The sequence below is a fragment of the Caulobacter sp. GW822-FHT07D08 genome, assembly GCF_058798735.1.
The window spans coordinates 1-12,205 of sequence record NZ_JBXAKU010000005.1 but is presented as its reverse complement, the minus strand read 5'-3'; the positions used below and the strand labels follow the sequence as shown (position 1 = coordinate 12,205).

General features: G+C 68.3%; 8 protein-coding genes. 5 read left to right on the top strand and 3 right to left on the bottom strand.

From position 1 onward, the window contains the following. Window positions 1–244 precede the first annotated feature (244 nt). On the bottom strand, window positions 245–454 hold the full coding sequence (locus tag AC1RJ9_RS11065; protein WP_492836936.1) for a hypothetical protein: 210 nt from the start codon (window positions 452–454) through the stop codon (window positions 245–247). A 296-nt stretch (window positions 455–750) separates the two neighbouring features. Here AC1RJ9_RS11065 and AC1RJ9_RS11060 point away from each other — a divergent pair, with 296 nt between their 5' ends. From AC1RJ9_RS11060 to carB, 3 genes are all read left to right on the top strand, one after another. Next, entirely contained in the window at window positions 751–960 is a 210-nt protein-coding gene (locus AC1RJ9_RS11060) for a cold-shock protein (RefSeq protein ID WP_099575950.1), read from the top strand. A 297-nt stretch (window positions 961–1,257) separates the two neighbouring features. Then, entirely contained in the window at window positions 1,258–2,457 is a 1,200-nt protein-coding gene (locus tag AC1RJ9_RS11055) for a patatin-like phospholipase family protein (RefSeq protein WP_492836935.1), read from the top strand. Between the two features lie 287 nt (window positions 2,458–2,744). Beyond that, the gene (gene carB / locus AC1RJ9_RS11050) at window positions 2,745–6,044 is read left to right on the top strand and encodes a carbamoyl-phosphate synthase large subunit (protein ID WP_492836934.1); all 3,300 of its coding nucleotides are present in this window, start codon (window positions 2,745–2,747) and stop codon (window positions 6,042–6,044) included. 176 nt (window positions 6,045–6,220) lie between these two features. Here the strand turns inward: carB and AC1RJ9_RS11045 are convergent, their stop codons facing one another. Further along, window positions 6,221–7,354: an alkaline phosphatase gene (locus tag AC1RJ9_RS11045; protein WP_492836933.1), complete on the bottom strand. Its 1,134-nt coding sequence runs from the start codon at window positions 7,352–7,354 to the stop codon at window positions 6,221–6,223. Window positions 7,355–7,457: 103 nt separating this feature from the next. Further along, a complete protein-coding gene (locus AC1RJ9_RS11040; RefSeq protein ID WP_492836932.1) occupies window positions 7,458–7,994 on the bottom strand; it encodes a hypothetical protein in 537 nt (178 codons plus the stop codon). 166 nt (window positions 7,995–8,160) lie between these two features. Between AC1RJ9_RS11040 and AC1RJ9_RS11035 the strand changes: the two genes are divergently transcribed. After that, window positions 8,161–9,912: a DUF6311 domain-containing protein gene (locus AC1RJ9_RS11035; protein ID WP_492836931.1), complete on the top strand. Its 1,752-nt coding sequence runs from the start codon at window positions 8,161–8,163 to the stop codon at window positions 9,910–9,912. An 88-nt stretch (window positions 9,913–10,000) separates the two neighbouring features. Continuing rightward, on the top strand, window positions 10,001–11,941 hold the full coding sequence (locus tag AC1RJ9_RS11030; protein ID WP_492836930.1) for a hypothetical protein: 1,941 nt from the start codon (window positions 10,001–10,003) through the stop codon (window positions 11,939–11,941). The last annotated feature ends 264 nt before the right edge of the window (window positions 11,942–12,205 follow it).

The window sequence follows — 12,205 nt, the reverse complement described above, 5'->3', positions numbered from 1 at the left end:
GCCATGGCGCCCGCGCCGTCCCCCTCCGTCTCGTCGCGTATCCGCGCCGATCCAACTCCCCCAAGAGGGGAGGAGAGTCTTTCCAGCGCCGCAAGCCTCTCAGGCTCGGGCGCCCCGTCCAGCAGCGCTGACCGCTCTTCCGGCTCGCGCTCGGCCCGCATCATCGACGCCAGCCAGCTGGCGCCCGTCTCCCGCAGAACCATCGTCGTCTCCTCGCGATGATGCTTCTGAGAATGAATTGCAATTACGAGTCCCGCAAGACCGATTTCGCGCTGATCGAGGTCTTCGAGCGGACGGCGCGTCGGCGGGAGTCCTCGCGCTCCAGCGGCGTCCTCACCTCGGCCGCCTGGCGGCGCTGGTCGGGCGTGCCGGTGACGTCCAGCCGCCGGGCGTTGGCGAGCAGGGTCTTGAGCTCGGCGTCGCTGAGGGTGGGGATCTTCTCGATCAGGGTCATGTCGAAGCTCCGGATGTCGTGGGGCGCCAATTTGGCGAACGGTAGAGTCCGCCCGAGAGGCAACGCTTGAAGCCGAGCCTGGGTCCGGGATTCCCGTTAAGTAGACCGGAAATTCCGGCCTTGATTTCTGAAATAAAATCGCCGATTGTGGGCTATCGAATTCGCTGCCGCTCGGCCTGCTATTCCTTGCTCCCGTGGTGGAGCGCCGGACGCGCCTTCCGAACTTCCAACGAAATTTGATCGTCGATCGGGACGTTTTCGGCCGACGAACACACCTGTCTACAAGGATATTCACCATGGCTACTGGCACCGTGAAGTGGTTCAATTCCACCAAGGGCTTTGGCTTCATTCAGCCGGACAACGGCGGCGCGGACATCTTCGTGCACATCTCGGCCGTCGAACGCGCGGGCCTCGGCTCGCTGAACGAAGGTCAGAAGATCTCGTTCGAGCCGGAAGTCGACCGCCGCAGCGGCAAGACCTCGGCCGGCCAACTGCAAGCGGTCTAATCGACCCTCGCAGTCGGACCCACGGGTTCAAGGGAACAGGCCAGCGCTCGCGCTGGCCTGTTTTCGTTTGGGCCGCCGTCTTCACTCGCCCGCTTTCACTCGCCCGCCTTCACTTGGCCGCTCGCCGCGCCGCGCGCGTTCGGCCCGCGCGGTCGGGGCCTCCGTGACCATCGTCCACCACGCGAGATCGTCTCATTTTCTATCAATAATGACTTGCAAGCATCGGCCTGGGGCAGACGGGTCATTCCCCTGGCGGGCCAATTTGGCTAATCATCGCCCCAAATCCGGAGACGCCCCATGCGCGGCCTTCGCGCCTTAGCCGCTCTGACCCTCGTCCTGGTCCTCACGGCCTGCGGCACCCTCCCGCGCGATGCGTTCACGGCTTCCGACCTGGGGTCGGTCGCCCCGAGCGGCCTGGTCGATGTCCGCTTCAGCGCGGTCGATCCGGAGGCCAGCCTGAAGTTCGCCCAGGGCGTTCACGACCGCATCGCGGGGCGCAAGGTCAATGTGCTGGCGATCTCGGGCGGCGGCTCGAACGGCGCCTACGGGGCGGGCGTTCTGGTCGGCTGGTCCGACGCGGGAACCCGGCCGGAGTTCGACATCGTCACCGGGGTTTCGACCGGCGCCCTGACCGCGCCCTTCGCCTTTCTGGGCAAGGACTGGGATCGGCGCCTGACCCAGGCCTACACCAGCGACGCCGTCGACCGCATCCTGCAGAGGCGCGGGCTGGACCTGTTCTTCGCGCCCAGCATCTTCCGCAACCACGCGCTGCGGCAGCTGGTCGACAAGTATGTCGACTATCCCATGCTCTACGCCGTGGCCCTGGAGAACGCCAAGGGGCGGCGGCTGCTGATCGCCACGACCAATCTCGACACCGAGCAGACGGTGATCTGGGACATGGGCGCCATCGCCGCGCGCGGCGACGCGGCGTCCCTGCAGCTGTTCCGCGACGTGCTGGTGGCCTCGGCCAGCATTCCGGGCGTGTTCCCGCCCAGCCTGATCGAGGTCCAGGGCGCCAATCGCAAGCTCTCGGAGATGCACGTCGACGGCAGCGTGACCACGCCCTTCTTCATCGCGCCCGAGGCCCTGCTGCTGTCGATCCTGCCCGGGCGCGACAAGGCCGGGCCCGGCGAGGTGCGCGTGATCGTCAACGGTCAGATCGACGGCGGCTTCGGCTTCACCAAGGGTGACGCCCTGTCGATCCTGGGGCGCTCGTGGATCGCCATGAACAAGGCCCAGATGCGCACCAACCTGACCGCCAACGCCGCGTTCACGCGCCGCAATGGCGGGGTCTTCCAGTACACGGCCATCCCGGACGACGCGCAGGGCGACTTCTCGGGCCTGGACTTCTCGTCCAAGAGCCTGCGGTCGCTGTTCACCCTGGGCTACAAGATGGGCAAGACGGGAGCCGCCTGGGTCGCGCCCACCGATCCTTCGGCGGAGGCGAAGGCGATGGCCGCGGCGCCGAAGGACGCCTCGGCGGCGGCGAACCCCTAAAGCTTTCATGTTCGCCGCATTGCCGTCGAGAAGGCGGTCTGCGCGCTCAGGACCGAGCCAACCGTCCCGCGCGACGACGCGGACCGTGACAGCCTTCCGCGTCAGTTCTTCGACCTGAAGAGCTGCGACGCTCGCTGAACTTCGTTCGGCAAGACTGGCGTTAACCGCCTCGTGAGACGCGGGGCTTGCGCCCGTCCGACTCCGTCTCTAAACGGGCGGCTTAACCTGCAAGATGGTCGACAGCGGGCGCGCGGATGTGCGCGACCGTGTCTTTGCGCGAGTTAGCCATGCCCAAGAGAACAGACCTTTCCTCGATCCTGATCATCGGCGCGGGCCCGATCGTCATCGGTCAGGCCTGTGAATTCGACTATTCGGGCGTGCAAGCCTGTAAGGCGCTGCGCGCCGAGGGCTATCGCATCATCCTGGTCAATTCGAACCCGGCCACGATCATGACCGATCCGGACGTGGCGGACGCGACCTATATCGAGCCGATCACCCCGGAGATGGTCGCCAAGATCATCGAGAAGGAGCGCCCGGACGCCCTGCTGCCGACCATGGGCGGCCAGACCGCTCTGAACACCGCCCTGGCGCTGGAAGCCGACGGCACCCTGGCCAAGTACGGCGTCGAGATGATCGGCGCCAAGGCCGAGGTCATCGACAAGGCCGAGGACCGCCAGAAGTTCCGCGACGCCATGGACAAGCTGGGCCTCGAGAGCCCCAAGTCCAAGGCCGCCCACAACATGGACGAGGCCCGCGAAGGCCTGGCCTTCGTCGGCCTGCCGGCGATCATCCGTCCATCGTTCACCCTGGCCGGCACCGGCGGCGGCATCGCCTACAATCTCGAGGAATTCGAGGAGATCGTCGAACGCGGCCTGGACCTGTCGCCGACCACCGAAGTCCTGATCGAGGAAAGCGTCCTCGGCTGGAAGGAATACGAGATGGAAGTGGTCCGCGACACGGCGGACAACTGCATCATCGTCTGCTCGATCGAGAACATCGACCCGATGGGCGTCCACACCGGCGACTCGATCACCGTCGCCCCGGCCCTGACCCTGACGGACAAGGAATACCAGTGGATGCGCGCGGCCTCGATCGCCGTGCTGCGCGAGATCGGCGTCGAGACCGGCGGCTCGAACGTCCAGTTCGCCCTGAACCCCAAGGACGGCCGCATGGTCGTCATCGAGATGAACCCGCGCGTGTCGCGCTCGTCGGCCCTGGCGTCCAAGGCCACCGGCTTCCCGATCGCCAAGGTCGCCGCGCGCCTGGCCGTCGGCTACACCCTGGACGAGCTGAAGAACGACATCACCGGCGGCGCGACCCCGGCCTCGTTCGAGCCCTCGATCGACTACGTCGTCACCAAGATCCCGCGCTTCGCCTTCGAGAAGTATCCGGGCAGCGAGCCCCTGCTGACCACGGCCATGAAGTCGGTCGGCGAGGTGATGGCCATCGGCCGGACCTTCAAGGAAAGCGTCCAGAAGGCCCTGCGCGGCCTGGAGACCGGCCTGTCGGGCTTCGACGAGGTGGAAATCCACGGCGCCGACGATCCCGACACCGGCAAGGCCGCGGTGATCCGCGCCCTGGGCACCCCGACCCCGGACCGCCTGCGCGTCATCGCCCAGGCCTTCCGCCACGGCCTGACCGTGGAAGAGGTTAACGCCGCCTGTTCCTACGAGCCCTGGTTCCTGCGCCAGATCGCCGAGCTGATCCGCCAGGAAGGCTGGGTCCGCGCCGGTGGCCTGCCCAAGGACGCCGCCGGCTTCCGCGCCCTCAAGGCCCAAGGCTTCTCCGACGCCCGCCTGGCCAAGCTGACCGGCTCGACCGAAGGCGCCGTGCGCGCCCTGCGCCAGGAACTGTCGGTCCGTCCGGTGTTCAAGCGCATCGACAGCTGCGCCGGCGAGTTCCTGGCCTCGACGCCCTACATGTACTCGACCTACGAGACCGGGGCCCTGGGCCAGGTCCCCGAGTGCGAGAGCGAGCCGACCGACCGCAAGAAGGCGGTGATCCTGGGCGGCGGTCCCAACCGGATCGGCCAGGGCATCGAGTTCGACTACTGCTGCTGCCATGCCGCGTTTGCCTTGGACGCGATCGGCGTCGAGTCGATCATGGTCAACTGCAACCCCGAGACCGTCTCGACCGACTACGACACCTCCGACCGCCTGTACTTCGAGCCGCTGACGGCCGAGGACGTGCTGGAGCTGCTGCATGTCGAGATGAGCAAGGGCACGCTGGCCGGCGTCATCGTCCAGTTCGGCGGCCAGACCCCGCTGAAGCTGGCCCACGCCCTTGAGGAAGCCGGCATCCCGATCCTGGGCACCAGCCCCGACGCCATCGACCTGGCCGAGGACCGCGAGCGCTTCCAGCAGCTGCTGAACGGCCTGAACATCGCCCAGCCGGAAAACGCCATCGCCCGCACCTGGGACGAGGCCCGCGCCGCCGGCGAGCAGATCGGCTTCCCGTTCGTGATGCGTCCGTCCTACGTGCTGGGCGGCCGGGGCATGGAGATCATCCGCGACCACGAGCATCTGGAACGCTACATCGCCAACACCGGCGAGATCTCGTTCGAGCACCCGATCCTGCTGGACCACTATCTGAGCCGCGCCACCGAGGTGGACGTCGACGCCCTGTGCGACGGCAAGGACGTGTTCGTGGCCGGCGTGCTGGAGCACATCGAGGAAGCCGGCGTCCACTCGGGCGATTCGGCGTGCTCGATGCCGCCCTTCTCGCTGAAGGCCGAAACCATCGAGGAGCTGAAGCGCCAGACGGTGCAGATGGCCCTGGCTCTGAACGTCCGTGGCCTGATGAACGTGCAGTTCGCCATCGAGGAGCCGCACTCGGCCAATCCGCGCATCTATGTGCTGGAAGTGAACCCGCGCGCCTCGCGTACCGTGCCGTTCGTGGCCAAGACCATCGGACAACCGGTCGCCGCCATCGCCGCCAAGATCATGGCCGGCGAGACCCTGGCCAGCTTCGGCCTCAAGGACGTTCCCTATGACCACATCGCGGTCAAGGAAGCGGTCTTCCCGTTCGCCCGCTTCGCCGGCGTCGACACGGTGCTGGGCCCGGAAATGCGCTCGACCGGCGAGGTCATGGGCCTGGACTGGAAGCGTGAGGGCGAGGCCGACATGGCCCCCGCCTTCGCGCGCGCCTTCGCCAAGAGCCAGCTGGGCGGCGGCGTGAAGCTGCCCCGAAAGGGCGTGGCCTTCGTCTCGGTCAAGGAAAGCGACAAGCCCTGGATCGTCGAGCCGGTGAAGCTGCTGCAGGCGGCCGGCTTCACGGTGCTGTCGACCGAGGGCACCCGGGCCTATCTGGCCGAGCAGGGCGTGCAGGTCGACTATGTGAAGAAGGTCCTGGAGGGCCGTCCGCACATCGTCGACGTGATGAAGAACGGCGGCGTCCAGCTGGTGTTCAACACCACCGAGGGCAAGCAGGCCCTGGAGGACAGCTTCGAGATCCGCCGCACGGCCCTGATGATGAAGGTGCCGTACTACACGACCTCGGCCGGAGCCCTGGCGGCGGCGCAAGCCATCGCCGGCGCCCCGGAAGAGGCGTTGGAAGTCCGCCCGCTGCAGAGCTATGCGGCGGAGTAGGGGGGCCTTCCCCGCGATGCGGGGGAGAACTCCAAATTCTTGTCATCCCGGCCGGAAGACCGCGTAGCGGGCTGTAGGGCCGGGACCCAGGGGCGACCGCACTGCGCCGGTCCCTGGGTCCCGGTCAGCCTCTTCGAGGCTCCCGGGATGACAAGAAGAACAGGGCCGCTCAGACCCTACTTCGCGTCCTTCTTCCAGCCCCAGGCGTCCATCATCACGTCGAACAGGTGGGTGTTGGGGAAGTAGCCGCGCACGCGCTCGGACCCGGGGCCGGTGGCCAGGGCGGCGACTTCCTCGCCCGTGTGGCTCCGGTTGACCATGACGTTCTTGAGGCGGATGATGTCCTCGTCCTTCTGGCTGGCCTTCCAGGCCTCGTAGCCTTCCAGCAGCGGCTCGCCGCGCCGGCCGCCGTCCACCTGCAGGCCGAAGGAGTGGTCGGCGGTGAACACCAGCAGGGTGTCCTTCAGGTCGACGCGCTTTTCGATCTCGGCGATCAGCTTGTCGAAATCGACGATGTGCTGCAGGCCCTCGCGCGGGTCGTCGGTGTGGGCGTCCCACTCGACCACCAGCAGATAGCCCTTGGGCGAGCCCTTCAGCAGGTCCAGCGCCCGCAGCGTCGCCGCGCGGGTGTCGATCTCGTCGGCCACGACCACGGGACGGGCGTTGGCGGCCGGGGCGTCCTCCAGCCGGGCGTAGATCGGACGCTCATGCGCCTTGGCGATCTGGTCGAAACCGGTTCCCGCCGTGGCCAGCTGCTGACCGATCTTGGCGCGGCCGGTCCCGAACAGCACGTCGACCCCGTCGCCATAGCGGGGGGCGAAGGCCTGCTGGAAGATCTCGCCCCACTTCCCGCGATCGTTCGAATGGGCGTAGGTCGCCGCCGGCGTGGCGTCGGTGATCGGCTGGGAGGTGACCACGCCGGTGCGCAGGCCGCGCTCCTCGGCGTATTCCAGCAGGGTCTTGGTCGGTTCGCCGTCGGTCTTGCCGCGCACGGCGGCGGGCGACTGGCTGATCACGCCGTTGCGGGTCTTCACGCCGGTCATGATCGCCGACATGCCGTTGGCCGAGTCCGAGACGAACTGGTCGACCGGCGAGGTCTCGCTGAGGCCCAGATTGGGCCACTGCTGGACGTGCAGCTTCAAGGGCTCGCCATAGCCCAGCAGGCTGGCGGCGTGCACCGACGGAACGCCGCCCGCGTCCGCCAGGAACAGAATGACGTTCTTGGCCTTCTGAGGGGAGACGGGCTCCGCCAGAACGGGCGATCCGATCGCCAGCGACAAAGAGGCGGCGACCAAAAGACCTTTGAACATAGGCGTCTCCCAGGGAAGCAAGGTTTCGATGGAGACGGCTTCTAGCGGCTGTGGCGCGCGATCGGTGTGACATGAGTATGACAGCGCGCCCGAGGCCGTCGACCTACTCGCGCGCCCCGCCGCGCACGGTGTAGCAGTGCCGCCGCCCGGCCTCGCTGCCGCAGAAGCCGGGCTCCATGGTTCCGGCGTGCAGGGTCACGTACTGGTCGCGGCGGCACTCGAACCAGGCCTTCTGGAACGCGACGTGCTCGACGTCCCGGTGGAACACCGGCTTTTGGTCGACCGTGTAGAACCGCACCATGCTGGAGAGGCCGCCGAAGCTGCCACGGCCGTTGACCAGGCCGCAGATCTGGCCGGTGCGGGTGGACCACACCGCGCCCAGCTCCAGCGGCAGGGTCTGCTTCAGGCGGGCGTCGAGATTGGCCTGCACGATCCGCCACTCGGTCTGGGCCAGGGGGCGATAGCGGGCCAGTTGCTCGGGACGGGGCCGGGGCAGGAAGGCGTTGGCGCGCTCGAACAGCGCCAGGTCGAAGCCAGTGAACAGGAGCACTCCCAGCATCCCGACCACGGCCAGGCCTGAGAAGATCAGCGGCGTCCACAGCCGCCTTGTCGTCCGCGTTCCGAAATCCCGCACCGCCATGGCCTGGCCTCCATTCGTTTCCGAGGGAGGTTTGGCGGGGATTCCGAGAATTACAAGTCTAAATTATTTACATATGTAATTATCATAGGCGACACCCGGACGTCGCCAGGGCTGCGCGGGGCCAAGCTTCGATGTTAAGCAGGTCCTCGAGTTCTCGGGGGAGCGCATGGTTTCGTTCAAGGTCGATCCCAAAAGCGATGGGAGCCGGATTCTGTTCGCCCTGGCGGCGACGCTGATCCCGGTCGTGCTGTGCGGCTTCATGTTCGGCTTCGACATCGCCTTCGCCCATGCCGCGTTCTGGACCCGGCCCAAGGGCGACATGGCCGTGATGAACGCGGGCTACGAGGCCTTCCTTCGCCAGCCCTGGCATTGGCCGCTGACCGCGGTGAGCGGGCTGGGCGACAAGCCGATCTCGATCGTCTTCACCGACAGCATCCCCTGGTTGTCCCTGATCCTGAAGGCGACGGGCCTGTCGCATGTGTTCAACCCGATCGGCCTGTTCCTGCTGCTGTCCTATCCGCTGCAGGCCTGGAGCATGATCGCCCTGCTGCGAGCCCTGGGCGTCACCGACCGCTGGACGCTGCTGCTGGGCGGGCTGATGGCGCTGATGGTCCCGGCCTGGATCGCCCGGCAGTTCGGCCACATCGCCCTGTCGGGTCACTGGATCCTGCTGCTGGCCCTGACCCTGTCGGTGCGGTCGGCGCGCGAGGGCCTGACCTGGCGACGGATCGGCGGCTTCGCGGCCCTGCTGGCCCTGGTGGTCGGGGTCCATGCCTATCACCTGCCGCCGGTCGGGGCGCTGTTCGGCGCGGCCCTGCTGGCCGAGCTGCTGCAGCGCCGGGCCGGCGCCGTGGCGCGCGTCGCCGGAGCCGCGGCCCTGGCTTGCGCGGCGATCGCCGTCTCGGTCTGGTTTCTGGACTACCAGGACGGCCGGGGCTGGACGGGCGCGTCGACGGCGCTGGGCCTCTATTCGATGAACCTGGTCGGGCCGTTCTGGCCACAGGCCTCGACCCTGGCCGGCCAGGCCTGGAACGGCTCGTGGTACGAGGGCGTGATGGACGCCACGGGCGGTCAGAGCTTCGAGGGCTTCCAGTACCTGGGCGCGGGGGCCCTGCTGCTGGTCCTGGCCATGGCCGGCTTTCAGGCGACCCTGGCCGTGCGCCGGCGCGGCGTCTCCAAGGCCTTCTGGGTGCGCTGGGCGCCGATGACCCTGGCCCTGCTGGGCCTGACGGTCTGGGCGGTGGGCTGGTCGGCCTACGCCTTCAAGACCCACGTCTATGACCTGCCGCGGCCCAAGGGCGAGATTGCCGAGGTGATCGGCGGCTTCCGCGCCTACGGACGGTTCTTCTGGGCGGTCGGCTACCTGCTGCTGGCCCTGGCCGTCACCTGGGCCAGCCGCCTGCCGCGCCGGACGGCGCTGGCGGTGCTGGCCTCCGCCCTGGTCGTGCAGGCGATCGACACCAGCGCGTTGCGCCACGGCGTGCGAGAGACCTTCGCCTCGCTGGACCCGCTGAGCTATCCGGTCGCCCTGGTCTCCAGCCCGAGGATGGCCAACCGGCCCTGGGTGTTCGCGCCGACCTACTACTGCTCGGCCAACTGGCGCGACCTGAGGGTCATGCGGCAGATGTTCCAGGCCATCGGCCGCACTGGCGGCACGGGCAACACCTTCCCGACCGCGCGCGACAGCGACCCGCCCTGCATCGTCACCCGTCCCGAGACCTTCGTCGACGCAGCCCCCGGCGATCGGCGCATCACCGTCGTGGTGGCCGACGGCGTGACGCGCGGCGGCGTGCTGGAGCCGGTCGCCAAGCGCACCGACTGCCATCGTTTCGGCTCCGGCGTGGCCTGCGGCCGCGACCTGGCGGGGATCCCCGGCCTGACGCCGGTGAAGCCCGGCGAGCTGGCGGCGGTCCCCTAGAGCTTTCACCCTCCAAGCTTTCGTCCTGGCGTTTTGCTGCTAGAAAACTTCGCGCGTGGGGCGCGTGAGAATCGAGTTGGGGAATCCGGTGGGCAACAACACCAAGTGGATTTGGGGCGTCGGCGCGGCCGTCTGGTGCCTGCTGCTGGCCGGCCTGCTGTCGACCGACCGCCTGCTGTCGCTGTCGGTGGACAGCTCCTACCACCTGCAGGTCATGGAGATCGTGCGCCACGCCTTCCTGATCCCGCAGCAGGGCCATGAGTTCATGGCCGAGATGTTCATCTACCCCAAGCTCAGCCATCGGGTCGCCGCCCTGTTCGCCACCCTGGGCTGGTCCGAGCTGAACGCCCTGCTGATGGCCGGGGTGCTGTCGGCGGCGGTGGTCTGGCTCGTGCTGTTCGACCAGGCGCGGCGGGTGTCGCTGACCTATCTGATCGCCAGCCTCGGCTTCATGGTCGTCAACATCTTCGCCGTGCGCGGGGCGTTCGGGGCCGAGCTGGTCGACAACTTCTTCTTCCCGCAGATCGTCGGCGAGGCCGTGGCCATGCTGTGCCTGGCCGGCGGCGCGGCGCTGCTGCCCCGCTCGCGTCCGCTGTATGTGGTCTACGCCACCGCCGCGGTGCTGTTCTGCGGCTGCTTCCACCTGGTGCCGACCCTGAAACTGGCCGGCGCCCTGATGGCCATGCTCGGCCTGGCCTGGCTGCGCGACCTGATCCACGCCCGCCGCTTCGACTGGGTCGGCCTGGTCGGCCTGCTGGCCATCGCCGGCGGCGTCGTCGGCAGCCCCTATTTCTGGCGCATGCGCTGGATGGCGGCCAACAACGGCAGCCTGCACCTGGCCAGCGAGATGCCGTTGAACGGTCTCGCCGCCGCCGCCATCGTGCTGGCCCTGCTGTCGGCCTGGGTGCTGCTGGTCGAGCTGCGCCGCGATCCCGGCGCGGTCCAGGAGGACGCCGGCCCGACCGCCGCCACCGTGCTGCTGGCCTCGCTGGGCGCGGCCGCGGCCCTGGCCGCGCTGGCCCAGTACGGCATGTACGTGTTCAAGGGCGACGGCTCGGAATACGCCGTTCTCAAGCACAGCTTCGGGGTCTTCACCCTGCTGGCCTTCGTGACCCCGCTCTGGTTCCTGACCGTGCTGGGCGTGCGCGCCACCGCCGCCGAGGCCGCCTCCGACAAGATCGCGCCCGCCTGGGTCGCCGCCATCGGCCCGGCCCCGGCCTTCGCCGCCCAGTTGGTGGTGATGCTGTGCCTGTTCCTGCGGCCCAGCGTCCTGGACGTCCCCCGGCTGAACGCCATCCTGCACGACGTGCGCGAGGTGCGCCTGACGCGCGGCCTGCAGGGCGAGAAGGTGATGTTCTCGGCGGCCGACACCAAGCCGGTCACCACCTACATGGCCACCATCGCCATGCTGCGCTCGCCCCACGGCGGCAATGTGCTGAGCCTGCTGGCCGACGGCCGTCCGGACCGCCCGGGCGATGTCGACTATGTCGTGACCCTGCCGGGCGACGCCTATGACAAGCCCGGCTGCCGCTCGGGCAAGCCCGTCGGCCTGGTGGTGGTGGTGATCGGCCCGTGCATCGAGCCGCGGTCGCTGCTGTTCAAGGCGGGCGGCTCGGGCGTGCCCTATCTGCGCGAGGGCTGGGGCCTGCCCGAGGGCGGCGGCGTCTGGTCCGGCGGCAAGCGCGCGGTCGTCGAACTGCCGATCTCGCCGTCCCAGCGGACGCTCTCCAGCGCCTCGGTGCAGGTCGCGGCCTTCGGCTTCCTGCCGCCGCAGTCGCCGTCGCGCACGGTCACGGTCTCCGTGCCGGGCGGTCAGCCGGAGACCTTCACCTTCGGCCTGCACACGGCGCTGCGCCACGACTACCTGCTGGCCCTGCCGCCGGAAGCCCTGAAGGGGCAGACCGTGAAGGTGACCTTCGACATCCTCGACCCGAAGACCCCGCGCGAACTGGGCGCGGGTCCCGACGACCGCCAATTGGGCGCTGGCCTGGAGGCCATGCGGATCATCCCGACGCCGGTGATGCGGTAGGGGACCTGGAGGCGCCGCCACGGTGGTCGTTCCCGCCACAAGGCGGACGTTCGCCGAGGCGGACAGTGGTCGGCGGTCGCGATCTGAATGTCCGCCGGCCGGCCGGAAGCCTATGGCGTGCTTCGACCCCTAGCAGAACCCTCGCCAATCTCAGTCAAGCACATCCGAAATTCAACGTCAGAGACCCACCGAGGCCGTGTGGAAACGCGTCTTCCAAGCCGGTGAACACAAGGCCGGGCAAGCGCTTCGCGTGACGATGAATGG

Coding starts and splice junctions, on each gene's coding strand:
- AC1RJ9_RS11035 (WP_492836931.1), top strand. CDS start 8,161: ATGGTTTCGTTCAAGGTCGATCCCAAAAGCGATGGGAGCCGGATTCTG.
- AC1RJ9_RS11040 (WP_492836932.1), bottom strand. CDS start 7,994: ATGGCGGTGCGGGATTTCGGAACGCGGACGACAAGGCGGCTGTGGACG.
- AC1RJ9_RS11060 (WP_099575950.1), top strand. CDS start 751: ATGGCTACTGGCACCGTGAAGTGGTTCAATTCCACCAAGGGCTTTGGC.
- AC1RJ9_RS11065 (WP_492836936.1), bottom strand. CDS start 454: ATGACCCTGATCGAGAAGATCCCCACCCTCAGCGACGCCGAGCTCAAG.
- AC1RJ9_RS11045 (WP_492836933.1), bottom strand. CDS start 7,354: ATGTTCAAAGGTCTTTTGGTCGCCGCCTCTTTGTCGCTGGCGATCGGA.
- AC1RJ9_RS11055 (WP_492836935.1), top strand. CDS start 1,258: ATGCGCGGCCTTCGCGCCTTAGCCGCTCTGACCCTCGTCCTGGTCCTC.
- carB (WP_492836934.1), top strand. CDS start 2,745: ATGCCCAAGAGAACAGACCTTTCCTCGATCCTGATCATCGGCGCGGGC.